Genomic DNA, 17352 nt, shown 5'->3' on the forward strand with positions numbered 1-17352 from the left:
GGCATCCGAAAACAACATGACCTAGCGAGAGGCGGGTGGAAACAAGATCGACGCCCCTCGCAATCGGATGGCCGCTCACAGTTCAAGCCCGCGGTCCCCAAGCACCTGGCGCATCAGCGCGCCCTTAATTTCGCGGGCGATCTCCTCGCGGATCTGGGCTCCGAAGTGCACCTCGGCCTCGCTGTCTCCGGTTAGGTGATGATCTGCGAGCCGTTGCTCAAGGCGGCTCGGAAACTCCTCGTCCATCGCCTCCCTGAGCCGGACCTGCATCTGTGCATGGGCTTCGGGGGCGATCCGGCTCACCACCGTCTCCCAAGGTTGCCAGTGAGTTGCCAGATAGTCGGCGAACCCCGCCTCCTCTTGATTGCGCACCTGCGTCTCGGCTGCGGTGAGATCGTGCTCAGTGACGTAGGAGACTTCATAGAACCGCATGTCCGGCGCGATGAGCTGCAGGTCCAGCCGATCACGTAGCTTGACCTGATAGGCGAGATAGACCTCGATCTCGTCGACGAACCGGAGTGAGTTGACCTTCTGACGGGCGATCGGATCGAGCGCGTTCAGGCGGAACAGGACCCGCGCCTGCTGGATGAGTTCACCGAGCCGATCGTCATAGGCCCCATCCTCGACATCAGCCTTCAGACGTGCGGTCTGCATGCCGTTCCAGGTCAGGGTGATGCGATCCTGGCAGGTCTCGCTCGCCCCGAAAGCCAGCTGAAAAAACTGCTGGCGCAATGGCGGCCTGGTCGCTGCCTGCCGCAGGTCCTCGGCCACCGCCTGTCTGAACTCGGGATTATCATAATTCACAGTCTTCTGCAGCTTGTCGAGGAAGAGCGCGTATGCCGGGGCACCCGCCTCGTCGGCGAAGTTCTGCCAGGCGGCGATCGCCTCCGGCTCGCCCTTCAACCAGTCCGCTACCGCCTCGGCTAGTGGCCGTTCCTGATCCACCGCCGTTCCCCCGCCCATCGAGAAGAAGACCCGCGGGCCAGCATAGTTCGGGGCATTCAGAGCTCCCGCCAAATTCGTCCGCACCTGCTCGGGCAGCGGATTGTCATCCACATAAACCATGCACCCAGAACCTAGCTGGGTTAGTAGGGTCTCCGGCAAGCCGATCAACCGGTTGTCGCGTGCCTCAAGCACCTGGAGCTCGGCCGGGAGGGTCTCGGCCAGGCTCGTCAGCCTGTTGCCGCTGACGTGGAGTCTCTGGAGCTCGGGCGGGAGTGTCTCGGGCAGACTATTCAGGTGGTTATCGCGGGCGAAGAGCAACTGGAGCTCGGCGGGGAGAGCATCGGGCAGGCTGGTCAGCCTGTTGCCATCGGCTTCGAGCTCTTGGAGGTCGGGCGGGAGGGTATCAGGCAGGCTGGTCAGCCGGTTGCCGCCGACGGCAAGCAACTGAAGTCCGCTCGGGAGGGCGTCGGGCAGGCTGGTCAGCAGGTTGCCGCGGACATCGAGGTCCTGGAGCCCGACCGGCAGGGTGTCGGGCAGGCTGGTCAGCCGGTTGCTGCTGACGGCGAGTGTCGAAAGCCCCTCCGGGAGGGTGTCGGGCAGCCCGGTCAGTTGGTTGCTGCCGATGACGAGTGACTGGAGTCCCGTCGGGAGGGCGTCGGGCAGGCGAGTCAATCGGTTGTTGCTGGCGCCGAGCGTCCGAAGTCCAGACGGGAGAGTGTCAGGCAAGTGCACCAGCTCGTTGTCGCTCACGTTGAGCGATTGGAGCCCAGGCGGAAGGGTGTCGGGCAATGTCGTCAGGCCTAAGTATTGCAGCTCCAGCCCTGCATAGACGTCGCCAGTTTCGCCCCAGGCTATTATTCGTCTTACCGCCTCTTGCCGATCCTCGCCTTCCGCCTGCCGCTCATCGCAGGCCCATTTGTCCAAGATCTGGTCGAGCCGCGATTCCCTGAGGACGGAGCCTTCGAAGTCCGCCGCACCGCCTGCAGGGCCAGAGGCCCGTGTGTCATGCAATGCTTCGGTCCACTGCGCGGCGGCCGGGGTGAGCCGGCCGCCTCCTGTTGAGGTGTTGCCATCACCTCGCAGGGGCCGTCGGCCGAGAATTGCTGCCCCGAGATTTTGCTGCCAAGGATTTGCTGGGGTCGTTGCCCACTCCGGCGCCACGTCACTGGCCTCCGCCCACGAATGCTCCTCCTGACCGGCACTATGCGTCGGCCAATCGGCAGCCGCATCCATGCAGTGCCAATAATCCGGCAAACTGAAACTGCCGGCTGGCAACTGGCCACCGCGATCCGCGGCCGTAAAAAGCACATGTTGATGGATCCCTTGTCCAGAGAAGGCTGGCGGATCCGATGGCAACCGCGAGGTGCCCTGTCCGACGCGACCCTCATGCGGCGTTCCCAAAGGATCCGCATCTCTGTTCGACACAACGTCCGCGTCGCCGAGCCTATTTGAACTGGAGGGCGGGCGCACGTGCGGATGCAACTCGTTCAGGTGCTGCGGAAACCCCGCTTCGTCCGCCTGCTGCTCTTCCAGCCCATGATAGTACGCCCGATCGACATCTGGGGCCTCGAAAGGGTTGAGCTTGTTGAACGGATCCATCCCATCTCCTTTGACAGATACGATTAGCTAATGCCGGAGCTGGATAAACACGTTATCGCTACAAGGCTTGGCTTTCGAGAAGCTGACGAGAAATCAGAATGAGCGTAACTGTCCTGCGGGACGCTTAGCGCTTGATTGCCCGCGCTGGAGTTCAACATGCCGATGCCGGACCATGTCGGAACTTCGAGAAACAGATTTCTGAGGCTCTCTCAAGAACGTCCGCGCTTGCCTTTTGAAGCCCGTCGGCGCGGCTACAAGGCATTGATCACGCGCTGAGCGTTTTCTTCTTGTCGCAAATACGGGTAGGCGATAGCTTCAACAGCTTGGCACGGCTTTTCTTGTTAATCGACCATTCAGAAAAATTGCATTCGGTAGCACTGGACGGCTTTAGCGAAAGCGGCATTCCAAATCGTTTCCGAAACTAATATTTTCCTTCTCAATCTAAGCGTGCACTGTAACGAAGTCACCAGTTATAATTCTCGTTGCGGTCTCCCGGTGGCCCCAACTCGGGGCACGCGGATAACAGGCCTTCCGGGAGATTTTTGTTGGGCCGGGACAGGCTTGGTCCTGCGAAGGAACGACTGTAAGGCACCGGAATCGGTACAGTCCCATGTATGAAAAACACCACTTTCTATGGATTTTATAACATAGCTTTGTGTTGAAAAATACCTACGTTCTGGGTATATTTATACATGATGCTTCGAGGACGCCGAACTCTCGCTTCCTATCTAACGGATCTGCTCGCCGGTGGACGGATCTCGTTTACGCGGGACGAAGCGATCGCCGAACTGGAGGTAACTTCGCGGGGCTTCCTGGCCGCCGCCAAACGCCTGCAGAAGAAAGGGCAGCTTCTTAATCCGCGGCACGGCTTTTACGTCGTCGTCCCTCCACAGTACCTGGTGCGCGGTGCTCCACCGCCGCAGTGGTATATCGACGATCTTATGGAACACGAGGGGCACCCATATTATGTCGGATTGCTCAAGGCGGCTGAGATACACGGCGCGTCCCACCAGGCGGTCATGCAATTCCAAATCGTAACCGACAAACGGATGCCCAAAATCCGCGCCGGCCGCTCGATCCTTTCCTTCTTCTATCGAAAAGAAATAGGCGCTCTTTCGGGAGCGATCGTTGACCACAAGACCGATACTGGCCGCTTCAAGCTATCGTCGCCCGAACTCACTGGGCTCGACCTGCTGCGCTATATGCATGTGACCGGAACGATAGACAGCATTGCCACTGTCCTTTCTGATCTCGGGGCTAAAATGAAGGCGCACGAACTCCAGAAATTGGCACCCGCCTTTGAGCGGTCCGTTATCCAGCGCCTCGGATACCTGCTCGACTACGTCAAACACAGCCAGGCAGCTGAGTCACTTCACGCCTACCTGCAAAACGAAAAACTGCTGCCCTGGGTCGAACTCGATCCTTCCAAGCGTAGTAGCAAGACCCGCAAGCCGCCGGAACGTGACACACGCTGGAACGTGCTGGTCCATCGCCGTCCGGAGCTCGATCAATGATTCCAGCCATGAACATCATTGCATGGAGTCAAAAAGCTCCATGGCCCGAAGATCGACAGGTCGAGCAAGACCTCATCATATCCAGGGCACTCGTTGAAATCTTCAAGGATGATTATCTGAAGAAAGAGCTGCGGTTCCGCGGAGGCACCGCTCTAAACAAGCTGCACTTCCCAAGCGCCTATCGGTACTCGGAAGACATAGATCTCACGCGCACGACGGAAGGCCCCGTGGGCCCAATTCTGGACCATCTCCGGGCTGTCCTGGAGCCATGGATGGGGCGGGCGCATTACGACCTCGGAGAGATAGGGCCTCGGCTTACTTTCACTATCAAGCCCGAAGATGAAAACGCCTCTCAGCCGATCCGCGTCAAAGTCGAGATCGCCACACGAGAGCGCATCGCTTATGACGGGCAAAGTCGTTTCCGTTCGAGGTCAAGAATCCCTGGTTCAATGACAAGGCGGACATTGCATCATTCAGCCGGGAGGAAATCCTGGCAACGAAGCTCCGCGCGCTTCTCCAACGTGACAAGGGCCGGGACCTCGTCGACCTTGCCAAAGCTGTTGCGTTGTTCGACGGACTGGGCTCCGCACGCATCGTGGAGCTGTTCGGCAAATATCTAGGTGCTTCCGGCCAAGCTATTTCTCGCGCCGAGGCCGAGGAACGCATGTGGGCGAAGCTGGAAGATCCATCGTTTTTGGCCGACGTGCGTCCGCTACTTACCGCGGACGACGCCGAGGATTTTGATGCCGAAGCCGAGCGCGCCGCGTTCGTTACGGTCTTTACGGAGTTTGTAAAACGTATCCCCGGCCACGCCTGGGCGGAGACGTCCGCCATGGCGAAGAAGTTCGAAATGCCTGAGCTGGCCAGCACCTGACCCTATGACTCGTCCCAGCGTCCCAGTGCACCGACCGCCTTTGCTGCTCCGGCCACATACGAACTTCATTCGTTAGGCTCGAAGGCGTTTCAGCAGTTGTGCGTTAAGCCGCTCTGGATAGGCGCCCTACATGCCAGCAGGTCAGCGCGATCTCGGTTTCTGGCTGACCAACGCGCCGTTCGTAATTGGCGGCCAACTGCAACAAGCGCTTTTTGATGAACGGGTCAGCTTGCTCAGCAAGCTCCCGGACGGTTCGCGCCCTCTCTCTACAAAACTCGTCGTCCATAGTACCCCACCGAAACTGCCTTTCGGATAATACCCGTGAAGAAGTGGGGCTGCATATGACCCAGGTTACACTGCAAGATATTTTCCGCAGTTTTGATCGATGCCGCGCGAGATCGATAGCACTTTTGCCAAGGTCAGCTGCTGTGCGCGCCTCGCACCTGGTCGGGCTCCCGCTTCATGCTGTGCGTCGATTGAATCCACCTTTCCTGCGGCGTCGCCGCGGCCTCTGACGGCGACTGCGGGGAGTAAGTGATTTTTCCGCATCTGTGACCGCTTGCGCAGCGACTTCGCTGCGCGAGGGGGCGATCGTTGATCGAGGTGTCTCTCTTTGATCGGCGACGGCCCTTTCGAGCGCAGAGAGGAATTGCCGGCCGTCTTCCGTAATTTCCCAGCCGAACGCATCGCGAACGACAAACTTCGCCGAAAAGATATTCAGGTCCGGCGCATGTTCGGCCAACCGCTTCATGCGATCGGTCCAGTCACGGCCGCTGTTCATCAGTATCTCCACGGCGCGTCGGACTTCGGCAACAGAAGCTCGCCCGCCAGGCTGGCCGGCCAATACTTTCAGGACGGTCAGCTGGAAGGACACTTGCCGTGTCTCCGATGGCTGTGGGTGTGCAGTTCCCCTGCAATGGATCAATGTCAGGGGCGGATCGTCAACAGCACGACGCCGTTAACCTCAACTATATTGGCTAATCCCGCGGGGCCAGCTCCTGGGATTTGACCTCGCCCTCGCTCAAGCTAATGCACGACTTTTCATCGAGGGCCGGTCCGTCAGCGTAGCAGGACACACCCGCAGCCGGAGCGTCGCGCGCCCATTGTCCATAACGGACAGAACTCCACTGTGGGAGCTCCTCCATACGCTACAGCATCGCTCTTCGATCGTGAGCGCCGGTCGGCGCATCGTGACTTCGGGTGATACATGCACCTCTCGACCTGTCGAGCACGAGCGTACGGTTCGGACCAATCATGGCTACCGACGATTTCACCCCGCGCTCACACCTGCACGAGGAGGGAAAAAATCTGGAACTGCTCCGGCATTGGCGATCGACGGCTTAAATCAAGCCTTCAGGCGGTATTGCGGCATAGCCTTGGTTGGAGACGACAGTCGCACGACAAGCGTCCGGTGCACCGGTGACGAGACATCGCCAGACGGGGGTACGAGAATCCGCCTAGCAGGCAGACGCTTCCGGAGGCGAACTGGATCAGCCAACCCTTAGATCCTCGGCTGACATTTTGCCCTAACGGCCTGCCTTGAGCTCGTAACTTACCCGGGCTCCCTCTTCGAGGGTGGTGTAACCGGCCTTTTCGACGGCGCTGATGTGCACGAAGACATCGGCACTTCCGTCCTCCGGCCGAATAAAGCCATAACCTTTGGTCGAATTGAACCACTTCACAATACCCATTGCCACGGCGGCATCTCCATAAGTGAACCGTTGTGATCTAGCGAAGAGTATCGCAGCCATCAAGGTGGACAAAGAGACGCTGGTTCAGCGGCGCAGGTCACGTCCGCGACCTATTTGTCTTATAGCCCACGCGGACGCTCAGCACGGGCGGGCAGCATGACCTGATGCCGAAGCCAGTTCGCTTCAGGGCTTAGATCCACACGATGCCTGAAACTGCGGCTCATTCATCGCGCGTGACCGCGTTACAGGAGAGTTGTAGAGCGGAGATCATGGCACGCTCATCCGCAGCCGAGCTGGAGCGAATGGTCGGGTCGCCTTTACAGACCCAGGCGGCCGTAAACTCCTTCGCACAGCCCGGAGCAGGATCACCTATTCGCGCCATGCTTGCGAAAGTGCATGCGTCCTTGCCGTTACAGGCTGCTGCAAGCGCACTCGTGGCGTTGCCGCGCGCGGAGATCCAGCGGCAATTACCGCCATACGTTGCAGAAACGACCGAAATACCCGATTGCGTGACGGCATCCCCGGCCGCATCCCGCAGCGCATACGTTGCGGCCGCACCGACGAGAGTGGCAAGGCCAACGCTTCCAAATCGAACCAGACGCTTGCGCTGTTCCGGCGAGGCCATCTGATGCCAGCTGCGAATTCGCCTTCGGGCCGGCATCTCCAAGCCAAAATGCAGCATGATCGCGACGCAGGTGGCCAGAGTGAAAGCAAGCGCGAGCGCGCCGAGATGGCCAAGCAGTTGGCCTGCGGTTTCCCAACGTGCCAGCGGAAAACGCTGGTAGATGATGATGTGTGTAAGATAAAAGGCAAAGCTGGCCTCTCCGAGGAAGACAAGCCACCTTGCCGACAACAGCCGTCCTGCACGGCTGACGGGCTGGGCCGCCGCGACAAGGATGAGCGCAACCGGTGCCGCCAGAGCGATATTGTTGCGTGCAATATCGAACAGGCTCATGGTCGCCCCAAATGGCGTCTTGTGGGCGGTAAACCAGAACACCCAGCCTATCGCGCCGACACCAACAATTGCGGCGATATCGAGCAGAGCTCGAGGCGGCCTGAAATCCTGGGCCGACCACACGTCATGGAGCTTCGCCAAGCAACAGCCGAGCACGAATTCCCATATCCTGCAAAAGGGCGAAAAGTAGACGATCCAGAGGAGAAGCGTGTTCTTCCAGTTCGGCAGAGCCGCACCCGTCCCGTAGGCATGAAGCGCAAACAGATTGATGCGGTCCTGAAGCATGAGCACCGCAAGGTCGATGCCAAGCTCTATTGTGACCGCTCCAATCGCGCACAGGATCGCCGCAGGCACAGTTCTGATCCGCGCAAGTAACGGGCAAACGAGCGGAAAAACCAGATAGAAGAACCATTCGGTACTGACTGACCAGGAGACGATGCCGATCTCTTCGTACTGCCAGACGGGGGCAACACCGGCTACATTTGCGAAGAACCAGGTTTGAATCATCCCGAGTTGAAACGGGACAATGTGCCACGAAAATCCCTCGGCCGGAGCGTCAGTTCCGAGAAGCCAGGGCCAGACTATCGGTCCGGTCAAGAGTTCAACGAGAAAGAGAACAACAAACAGAGGATAGATTCGCGCTATGCGCGCCACGAGAAATTCCGGGATCGCCTTGCGTGGACTGCCGGCAATCGAACCGCCATAGTTATATTGAATGACAAAGCCACTCAGCGTGAAGAAGACGGACATTCCGAACAGGCCCAGCGTCCCGATGCTGATATCGAGTGCAAGACTGGTACCCTCCAGGAACTGGCTTCCACCGTGAGACAATGCCACTGCTGCTGCCGCGACAAACCGGATGCCGGTCAGCGCGGGTATCGGCTTAGCCATCGGTGTCGCTCGTCATTTGCGCGGTGGGTACAAAACCTGGCGATCGATGGCACAAGCGCAGTCTGCTGGAGAGGAATGCATAGAAACAAGGAGGGCCGATCGCATCGCGCGAGCGTGCCACGCGATCAGCGAAGCTCCTTCGGTAGCTCAAACCCAATCAGAGCGACCGCCGCACCTTATTGGCAAGCCCGCTAACGCTGAAACTCTACCTTCTGGTAGGGGGCCGGATTCGAAGCTCATGTTCCGCGCTCGACCGGCTCTGGCGCTGAGCATTTTTCTTGACCAGACACCGACGTAGAGCTGAGCCCGTGCATTCTCCCGGAGCGTTTCCGAAAACGACGGCCCATTGCAGCCAATTTGCATCGCTGCGCGATGCGGAGGTTTGGCCGCCGAAGGTGCCCGGTGCAAGTCCAGCTCAGAGCAGAGCAAGGAACCGCGTTGGCGACGCACGACCAAGCCCACCTCCAGGCACGGCGAATCCAAGCGCCAGATCGGGTCCTTGTGCCAGTTTGAGCCGCGCTTTCAATTTCTTTGATAGCGACGGTCAAGGAATCTCGCTGCGGATTGGCGCAGCAACTAAGTATTCTTTCCCCGCACGACTGGCCGCGCTTTCGCGTGGTCTGGCGTGCCAGAGAAGGAAAGGAAACGTGATGACAAAGAAGATCGCTGAGATCAAGACCACCATCCGCACCACCACCCCGTACACGGGTACGCTCTAGGGTTGGTTCGACGGGTGCCTTGAATGCATCCAGCTGATGAGAGCATAGCGGCATCGGAGGGTGGTCCTTGCGACCCCCCTCCTTTGTGAGACGTCTCGGGAGAGTAAAATGGTTGATTTGATCCAGCAGCGCATCGCTCCGGCCATATTGTCATCCGTCGAGATCAATCCGATCACGATCTTGAAGACGGAGCCTGGCATGGCACCGGTGCCGACGATCAAATCGGCACTCGCGAGCTCTAGTTCCGACCTTTCCGTCGTTGACGGCGACTGGCGGATCGGCGGCTATCTTGCCGGCATGCAAGAGCTGATCGACGCCGAACTGCGGTGGGCCGATGAGAATAGGCCAAAACTGGTTGAGACGGCACAGCAATCCTTGAAGCGGCTGTTTCCTCTCTTGGTCAGCGATGCCTTTATCGTGCCGAAGGATCTCACCAATACCTCAAGTAGGGAAGAGCGCACACGCTTCTATCATCATGAGTACCAAAATAAGCTCCTGGTTGGATTAGCCGAATTCCTGATCCGGTGCGCCCAAGAGCGCAACGAGCGTCACATCATCGTCATCGACCGGGCGGCCGCCCTGTCCGCCCCGGCGAAGAACCTGATCAAGCTGCTCGTCAGGCTGGACGACAATGCGCGCTTGTTTCGCTTTGTCCTGATCGACTACGAACAACGCCTCTATTTCCAGGGCGCCAGCGAAGTTCAATTCGGCAGATATAGCTTGCAGGAACTGGGGCCAATCCTCGATCGGAATCTCACTACGGAGAAACAGCGGCAGATCCATGAGGCAAGTGGCGGAAATCCGCTGATTGCGGAGGCTTTAAGCAAATGCCTAGCAGGCGGATTGCCGATCATCGGCTATCTCGACCCCGTCGCGATCGTGGACCTTTATCTCGCCAGCCTCAACACCGGGGAACGGCACAGCCTTCTCAAATCGTACATTGAATCCGACTGCTCGACGCCTGATCTCATCGCACAGCGAAACTATGCAACCTTCGATCAGACGACTGCAGATCATCTGCATGAGCAATCGCACCGCGCTTGCCTCGACCTCTATCTGGCGGGCGAGGCGCCGCTCGTCATGCTTCATGCGCTATCGATACGGGACAAATACAAGCGCTTGGAGTTGCTTGCAGAACCGAGTCAGATCCTGCAAAGCATCGGCCTGTATGATCTCTGGTTTGGCTACTTCGGTGAAATTTTCGCCGATCCCTCGCTTCGCACCTACGGCCCGGGAGATGCTCCGGTAAACGCTGCCTTCATCAACGCGGCCTTTGTGCTGTATTCGCTCGGCTGCGGCCGGGTGTCGGTTCCATATCTCGATGAATTCTACAAGGCATTCCCGAAGAGCCGATACACGCCAACGGTTCTGTATGCCCAATCAATGACGTATGGACGCTATCAGCAGCCGGTCAACCTCACGGTGGCCGAAGAGTACGCGTTGCGGAATCTGGAGACCATCGAGCGGGATTTCAAGGATCACGACAAGTACGATTATATCAAGGTGTTTGCAGAGAACGCATATGCCTATATCAAGGCCAAGCAAGAGAAATATGACGAAGCCCTCACCCTTTGTGCAGAAGGCCATGGCAAGATGCTTAAGGCCTATGGCGGGGAGCGTTTCAAGCTTCACCAGTCGATTCTGATCTACAACACGAGTCAGGTCTATGAACTCGTCGACGATCTTCCTCGAGCAGAAAAGCAGCTGCGTGAGGCGATTGCCTACGATCCCTATTACGGCGAGTATCACAATGACCTGGGCAACCTGCTTTCGAAAGTACCCGGAAGGGAAGCTGAGGCTCTACAGGCATATGCGCGCGCCATTGAGCTGTGTCCCCCCTATTACGAAGCGCACCTGAACAGGGCTGCACTTCGCAACAGAATGGGATATGCCGCGGGCGCCCTGGCCGATCTCGACAGAACGCTTGCCATCAAGCCAAACGAATGGCGAGCTCACTTCCAGAAGGGTAACATCTTGATGCGACAAGATAGTCCGGAAGCTGCTCTGGAGTCCTACTTAGCGGCAGCCGATATCGATCCCAAGAACCCCGATTTACAGAGCAACCTCGGCCTTGCCTATTCCGAGCTTGGCAAGGCGAGCGAGAGCATCGAGCACTATCTTCGAGCCCTTGAACTCAATCCCCGGCATGCGCTCACGCACAACAATCTCGCCATCGAGTACTTCAACGAGGGTCGGCCGGGCATATCACTGAACCACGCCACAGTCGCTGTCGAGATTGGGGGAGATCCAGACTACCACCTCACTCGTGAGCACATCCAGGCAAGTCTGCAAGCTGACCTGACTTCGCGGCGGGATCGAGCTTCTACGTCTTCCGCCAAGCCCTCATGAGATTGCGGCTCATGGCATTGCTTGCCGTCGAAGCCGAGCGGCGTACAGCAGGGTCGGCAGGTAATAGTAGCTACGCCTGAACAGCTCTGCGCAGGGTCTTGCGGAATTTGTTGCGCGACAAGCGATGCAAATTCGACATATCTGACCAGACAAGGTGAACTGCGTTGGCCGGCCATTCATCTTCGCTTCCGCATCGTGCGATATCCACTCGATCAAGAGTTCGATGAGCTAGGTCACAGATGACTGGTTCGAGCACACGGCAGTTCGTTTATCTGTCACATTTGATCATTCAGATCGGTGGCTGGGCGTTTCGAATCGGCATTTTGATTGGCCTTCTTCAATCCGGCATGAGCGCCGCGGGTCTCGGCGTCGCTGTCAGTTTTGCGCCTATCATGCTTGGGAGCCTCTTCTTGTCGCCGTTGGTCGACAGACGTGATCCGATCTCCGCTATGATGATCGTCAATGTGATTCGCCTCTGCGCGCTGCTCGCCATCTTCGGCACCGACGGCGCCGATACCGTCTTGAGCTATGCCTCAATCGCCGTCCTGAGCCTGGTCCAGCCTGTCTACTTGTCTGCAGAAGTTTCCTTCTTCCGTCGTATCACACCGGAAGACGGCATGATCTCTGTGTTGCGCAACATTGCCAATATTGACTGGCTCACCTATCTGCTCGGAATGTTTGCAGGGGCCATGCTCTCCGACCGATTGCATTTGCCTGGGGTTTTGGCATTCAACATGTTGGCGATCATCCTGTCCTTGATCGTGCTCCTAGGCATCAAGCAGCAGTTCAAAAGGACACCAGCAGTCCTTGAGGCGCAGCCTTCCGGGACCGTCCTTGACCTAGCATTTCTTTATCCCGCATTCTTGGCCGTCTTTTTGCTCAACCTCGGCGCCGGCATCATCAATGTCTATCCAGCAATACGCGCAACGGCTGACGGGGTTCTCGACAAAAGCGTTCTATTGACGATCATCGTGACAAATGGCGTTGTGGCTTTGCTGGGAGCGCTCGCCGTCAAGCCGATTTTCAACCTGCTCGGCGCCTTGCCAACCATCGCCGGGGCCGCAGTGCTGCTTGCGGCGTGCCTTGCCATCATGTCGCTCGATGCTGGCCTGCCCGTAGTCATCGCATCAAGCAGCGCAATGCTCGGCCTTGGCCAAATATTTGCGGCTGCCGCTCACAGCCACATGGTCTCTTCAGTGCCTCCTGATCGAGCCGGCCGCCTTTCCGGACTATTTCAATGCTGTACCTATGGCGGCGTCGCGGGAAATGGCATTGCTCTGTCGCTTTTGAGTGATCGGCTCCCCTTCGGCATGAACGTGTTGCTATGCGCGGCGAGCGCATTTGTTGCTTTCGTCGTCGCGAGCCTTGCCGTAATCAGATCAAAACATTCTCACGCTTCAGGTCCTGTCGCTCGCTAGATCAGGGATGCACACGATGCCATGGGATCAGCTATTTCTTTTAGAGCGCCCCTTTTCAGATCCGGCCTTGCCGGGACGAGAATTCTATTGCTGGCAATGCTTGCTGTTGGACGGGATATTGTCCGCATTTCCAAGCCGCGCTGCGAGGCTCGACGTTCGTCGGATTGCCTGGGCCAAGCCACGAACCGCACTCATCGAGAGGCTTGGGCAGTATCATCAGTCCGCGCCCGTTCTCATCTTCGAGAAGAGTGGCCCCGCACCTGAGAATGCGAAGTACGCGAACGGTCTCGCCTATGTCGACGATTCATTTGCAATCCTTCATCTCTTAGCTCAACGCCACGGGTTTCCGGCCCCTTATCCGGGAAGAGTGATGCTTTGCCCATGATGGTCATCAACGCTTTGACGCCAGCATCGACCTAACGGGAAGCTTTAATTGAGTGGCCCGCTCGATCTCTCCAGTTGCAACTTGAAAAAGACGATAGCGGATCCTGACTGAATATTTCTGACAGGACCCACCGTTCAAACTCTTTAACAGCCGCCATATTTCGCGCGTGCCCATTGACGAACATGTAGATTGAGCGATCGACCGGTGCAAAGCCAAACGGAGCCACAAGCTCTCCCTTCTCAAGGCTGCTTCGAACCAGAATTTGCGAAGATATTGCGGCCCCAAGCCCACTTTTTGCCGCCTCGACAGCCAAGGAAAATGTATCGAACACGACATGGCGCGACCCCTGCAAGCATATTTCAGCTGCGCTTGCCCATTCGTTCCAGCCGTCCAACCTGGCGGCCTCGTGCAGCAGGGGAACAGATAGAATGTCTTCCGGGCTTTTGATCGCCTCGAGCGTAGCAGGCGCACCAACAGGACCAATCATCTCGTTCGATACGTGCACTTCACGGACGGGAAGCGGTCGTTTCAACAAACCGGAAACGAATAATACGTCCAAGGCCCCAACAGCCAGCGCGTCCAGATCGGCATCGGTCTCAAAGACAAAATCAATATCCTGATAGAGTTGGCGGAACCGACCGATCCGGGGCAACAGGCCGTGCGACAAAAATGTGGTTGAGCACCCCACCACCACTGAACGTCCTCCATCGCTCCTTCGCAGCTCGTAGCATCCTTTCTCCAGCATAGTGAACGCGCTCGCACAGCTGCGCTTGAGCTGTTCGCCGTCGGATGTCAGCCGCACGCCCGAGCTACGGCGAACGAATAGCCGCCTGCCGAACCAATCCTCAAGAAGCCGCATCTGGTAGCTTACCGCGCCGGTCGTCATGTTTAACTGCTCGGCCGCCCTTGAGAAGCTTGGAAACTCGCTGACCGCCTCAAACAGATGAAGGCTTTTCAGAATAGGTAGCTTGCGCATCTGACTTACTTCATGGCCGTCGCTAACCGCGATGAGTTATTGTTACTGGACTTTCATGCGCCCGGTTTTTCTTAGGCACCAACGACCGCTATGGCTGACTGACCGGACGCGCCTGCCCACTGAGGCCTCTTCGGCGCCTGGCCTGTCAACGAGAGTTCACCGACCAAGCTCGCTGCCCCAGCTTCGATCTGGTCTCGATCGAGGCACACGGACGCTTCGAGTCTGGTGGTGCTTGATGCACGGTCGCGTGAGAAATCTCGCTTGGCGGCATGACATTGCTGCGCATTCTCCCCGAAAAGATGGATCGAGTTTGAGACCTGGAACAGCGAGTCCTGGGCCAATCATGTTATGCAACACTTTGCCCGTCGACGGGGATACCGCCGGGCTAGCCACGCTGCAAGACGAGCTGCTGGTTGACGGGGTTGCGTTCGAGCGCATCTCGCGCTCATGGATTTTCTCCGATCACTCTCAATACTCGGCAGAGCACCTTGCCCGCCGATTGGATGGTTCGCTGCTATCGCCTCGCGTCCGCCTCGATCAATTCAACCACGGAACGTGGTAACGTCGAGACAAGCAATGGTCCGGATTCATCATCTTCGATCAGTCACTTTCGCCGAATTCACTCAGAACAAAGCCGCTTCGATGCATAAGTGTATTCAAGCGCAAGTCGACGCGCATATTCGAGGAGATTGGCTGCGGCGCCGTGTCCCCCATCGATGTTCTCGTAGTAGAAGTATGACTGGCCGAGCGCAGCTAGTCTCGCGGCAGCCTTGCGGCCGTGCGCCGGATGCACCCGGTCGTCCTTGGTGGAGGTGAGAATGAAAGGAGCGGGGTAGGTCTTGCCCGATACTAGCTTCTGATAGGGCGAGTAGGCTTCGATCCACGCGCGCTGCTCGGCGATGGCAGGATCACCGTACTCGGCAATCCAGGAGGCGCCCGCGCCCAGGCTGGTGTATCGAAGCATGTCGAACAGCGGCACCTGGATGATCGCCGCGTTGAAGAGCTCCGGACGTTGCGTGATTGCGGCGCCAACGAGCAAGCCGCCCTGGCTGCCGCCGATTACTCCCAGCCGGCGCGGGCTTGTGATCTTGCGGCGGATCAGGTCCTCGGCAACGGCAATGAAATCATCCCATGTCGTCTGCTTCGTTGCCCCCTGGGCTGCCTGATGCCATTGAGGACCAAACTCGCCGCCGCCGCGCAGATTCGCAACGACATAGGCGTTGCCCTGCTCGAGCCAGAGCCGCCCCACGGGTCCGAGATAGGAAGGCAGAAGCGAAGCCTGGAATCCGCCATAGCCATAAAGAAGCGTCGGGATGGCGCCGTCAAACCTCGCGTCCTTCGGCCGCACCAGAAAATAGGGAATTGACGTGCCATCACGCGAAGTCGCTTCGAACTGGTCTACGACGTGATTGGACGCGTCAAAGGCAGTAGGTGTCGTCTTCAATTCCTCAAGTTTTTCTGTTTCGGCATCAAAATACCAGATTGACGTTGGCCTGAGATAGTTCGAGATGGCGAACATCGCCTGGTCCGCTTGGTCGGACGTGGCTGACACGCTGACATTTGTATGTTGCGGCAGCTGGATCGGCGTCACCGACCAGGCTCCCTGATCGTACTTGTAAACGAACGCTTTGCTCTGAACGTTTTCAAGGATCGTCAGGATCAACAAATTCTTTGTGCGACTGACCCCGCTCAGGGCCTGGCGGGGCCCAGGCTGGAAGACAAGCGAGGCTTTGGCGCGCAGCGGATCCTGTTTCCATTCGGCCAGATCATACGAAATCAGCGAGCCGGTCCCAAACCTGACGTCACCGGGCTCCCATTCTTCGTCAAGTTCCACAAGCAGGCGGCCGCTCGCGAGCCCGACTATTGCGGCCTTCTTCGGGAGATTGAGCCTGATGGGCCCATCGTGGCGGAAGACCACATAATCACGCTCGACAGAGCTGATGAAACGGATGGCGCCGGTCGCATGGACTTGACCTTCGCTGTCTCGAAGTACCAGGGGCACCGTCTGAACGTCGGTAGGCTCGCCGCGAAAGATCTCGCGAGCCCTACTGAGCGGCTGAGCGCGTTTGAGCTGCTTCACTACAAAGGGATAGCCCGCCTGCGTCAATGACCCCTCGCCCCAGTCCCGTGCAACAAGGAGTGTGTCACCATCGACCCAGCTGACGTTCTGCTTGCCCTCTGGAAGATAAAAGCCGCCCGCAACGAAGGAGTTGGCCTCGCGGTCGAACTCGCGTATGGACGCGGCATCCTTGCCGCCGTCGGAAAGATGAATCAGGCAGAGGCGCTCTTCAGGCCGAAGAGAGCTGCCACCTCGAAAGACCCAGTTCCTGTTCTCGGCGACGGCCAACGCGTCCACGTCCAGGATGGTCTCCCACTGTGGATCCTCGCTACAATAGCTCTCCATAGTGGTGCGCCGCCATATGCCACGCACATGATTCTCGTCTTGCCAAAAATTCTCTAAGCCGCGCCGTCCCAACGAAACGTATGCAATCCGATCCTTGGCCTGCAGGATAGAGAGCGCCTGTTCGTAGAATCGCCGATACCGCGGATCTGACTGGAGCACCCCAAGTGTCTTCTCGTTCTCGGCGCGAGCCCATGCCAACGCGTCTTGTCCTTCGATGTCCTCGAGCCAAAGCGATGGATCATTCGTCGTCATAGTCGTTCGCTCCTGTGAAATCGCCGTGGATGTGGCGCGGCCAGGAAGGCGGCGCGGCGGAGAGGCTCGATGTGTTCATGGACTTCCTCCCGATGAAACCGGCGAGCCACGCTCGCACGCCTGGCGCGTCAAGCAGACGCGCGGCGGAAAGCACGCAACGCATGACATAATGCAGCGATATCTTGCGGATCCGTTCATTGCAAACTGCGTGCCGGCTAAAGAATCGCAAGTTTCAGCAGCTCGGGGCTGCACGACCATGTTCGGTTGACGACATCGGTTGCCAAGCAGACGCGGGCTTCGTGTCGGCGGGATCGCCCTCGGGCTGGCCGGAAGCGAGCGCAAGCCTCGCTGCAAGCCCTTCCGCAATGGTGGCTGTTGCG

At 58.2% G+C, this 17352-nt stretch carries 11 protein-coding genes and 1 pseudogene; 6 read left to right on the forward strand and 6 right to left on the reverse strand.

Going from position 1 to position 17352, the window contains the following annotated elements:
- Nucleotides 1-75 precede the first annotated feature (75 nt).
- A complete protein-coding gene (locus tag XH92_RS35480) occupies nucleotides 76-2544 on the reverse strand; it encodes an NEL-type E3 ubiquitin ligase domain-containing protein (RefSeq protein WP_246787888.1) in 2469 nt (822 codons plus the stop codon).
- A 692-nt stretch (nucleotides 2545-3236) separates the two neighbouring features.
- Between XH92_RS35480 and XH92_RS35485 the strand changes: the two genes are divergently transcribed.
- From XH92_RS35485 to XH92_RS43710, 3 genes and pseudogenes are all read left to right on the forward strand, one after another.
- Nucleotides 3237-4058: a type IV toxin-antitoxin system AbiEi family antitoxin gene (locus XH92_RS35485; protein WP_194456262.1), complete on the forward strand. Its 822-nt coding sequence runs from the start codon at nucleotides 3237-3239 to the stop codon at nucleotides 4056-4058.
- Nucleotides 4059-4066: 8 nt separating this feature from the next.
- Nucleotides 4067-4414, forward strand: a pseudogene (locus tag XH92_RS43705) (nucleotidyl transferase AbiEii/AbiGii toxin family protein); the annotation flags it as partial.
- 134 nt (nucleotides 4415-4548) lie between these two features.
- A complete protein-coding gene (locus XH92_RS43710; RefSeq protein WP_256437679.1) occupies nucleotides 4549-4932 on the forward strand; it encodes a nucleotidyl transferase AbiEii/AbiGii toxin family protein in 384 nt (127 codons plus the stop codon).
- A gap of 460 nt (nucleotides 4933-5392) precedes the next feature.
- Here the strand turns inward: XH92_RS43710 and XH92_RS35495 are convergent, their stop codons facing one another.
- From XH92_RS35495 to XH92_RS35505, 3 genes are all read right to left on the reverse strand, one after another.
- Nucleotides 5393-5806: a hypothetical protein gene (locus XH92_RS35495; RefSeq protein WP_194456263.1), complete on the reverse strand. Its 414-nt coding sequence runs from the start codon at nucleotides 5804-5806 to the stop codon at nucleotides 5393-5395.
- A 652-nt stretch (nucleotides 5807-6458) separates the two neighbouring features.
- Nucleotides 6459-6629 (reverse strand): cold-shock protein, encoded by a 171-nt coding sequence (locus tag XH92_RS35500; RefSeq protein ID WP_210345503.1) that lies wholly within the window; start codon nucleotides 6627-6629, stop codon nucleotides 6459-6461.
- 214 nt (nucleotides 6630-6843) lie between these two features.
- Nucleotides 6844-8469, reverse strand: coding sequence for an acyltransferase family protein (locus XH92_RS35505; protein WP_194456264.1), 1626 nt, complete (start codon nucleotides 8467-8469; stop codon nucleotides 6844-6846).
- Nucleotides 8470-9296: 827 nt separating this feature from the next.
- Between XH92_RS35505 and XH92_RS35510 the strand changes: the two genes are divergently transcribed.
- From XH92_RS35510 to XH92_RS35520, 3 genes are all read left to right on the forward strand, one after another.
- On the forward strand, nucleotides 9297-11537 hold the full coding sequence (locus XH92_RS35510) for a tetratricopeptide repeat protein (RefSeq protein WP_194456265.1): 2241 nt from the start codon (nucleotides 9297-9299) through the stop codon (nucleotides 11535-11537).
- A gap of 239 nt (nucleotides 11538-11776) precedes the next feature.
- Entirely contained in the window at nucleotides 11777-12955 is a 1179-nt protein-coding gene (locus XH92_RS35515) for an MFS transporter (RefSeq protein WP_194456266.1), read from the forward strand.
- 16 nt (nucleotides 12956-12971) lie between these two features.
- On the forward strand, nucleotides 12972-13340 hold the full coding sequence (locus tag XH92_RS35520) for a DUF3088 domain-containing protein (RefSeq protein WP_194456267.1): 369 nt from the start codon (nucleotides 12972-12974) through the stop codon (nucleotides 13338-13340).
- A 31-nt stretch (nucleotides 13341-13371) separates the two neighbouring features.
- Here the strand turns inward: XH92_RS35520 and XH92_RS35525 are convergent, their stop codons facing one another.
- The gene (locus tag XH92_RS35525) at nucleotides 13372-14316 is read right to left on the reverse strand and encodes a LysR substrate-binding domain-containing protein (RefSeq protein WP_194456268.1); all 945 of its coding nucleotides are present in this window, start codon (nucleotides 14314-14316) and stop codon (nucleotides 13372-13374) included.
- Between the two features lie 619 nt (nucleotides 14317-14935).
- Nucleotides 14936-16972, reverse strand: coding sequence for a prolyl oligopeptidase family protein (locus tag XH92_RS35530; RefSeq protein ID WP_194456269.1), 2037 nt, complete (start codon nucleotides 16970-16972; stop codon nucleotides 14936-14938).
- Nucleotides 16973-17352: the final 380 nt, after the last annotated feature.

Origin of the sequence: Bradyrhizobium sp. CCBAU 53421, from assembly GCF_015291625.1 — a bacterium.
GTDB lineage: Bacteria > Pseudomonadota > Alphaproteobacteria > Rhizobiales > Xanthobacteraceae > Bradyrhizobium.

Coding starts and splice junctions, on each gene's coding strand:
- XH92_RS35525 (WP_194456268.1), bottom strand. CDS start 14,316: ATGCGCAAGCTACCTATTCTGAAAAGCCTTCATCTGTTTGAGGCGGTC.
- XH92_RS35515 (WP_194456266.1), top strand. CDS start 11,777: ATGACTGGTTCGAGCACACGGCAGTTCGTTTATCTGTCACATTTGATC.
- XH92_RS35530 (WP_194456269.1), bottom strand. CDS start 16,972: ATGACGACGAATGATCCATCGCTTTGGCTCGAGGACATCGAAGGACAA.
- XH92_RS35505 (WP_194456264.1), bottom strand. CDS start 8,469: ATGGCTAAGCCGATACCCGCGCTGACCGGCATCCGGTTTGTCGCGGCA.
- XH92_RS35510 (WP_194456265.1), top strand. CDS start 9,297: ATGGTTGATTTGATCCAGCAGCGCATCGCTCCGGCCATATTGTCATCC.
- XH92_RS35520 (WP_194456267.1), top strand. CDS start 12,972: ATGCCATGGGATCAGCTATTTCTTTTAGAGCGCCCCTTTTCAGATCCG.
- XH92_RS35480 (WP_246787888.1), bottom strand. CDS start 2,544: ATGGATCCGTTCAACAAGCTCAACCCTTTCGAGGCCCCAGATGTCGAT.
- XH92_RS35485 (WP_194456262.1), top strand. CDS start 3,237: ATGATGCTTCGAGGACGCCGAACTCTCGCTTCCTATCTAACGGATCTG.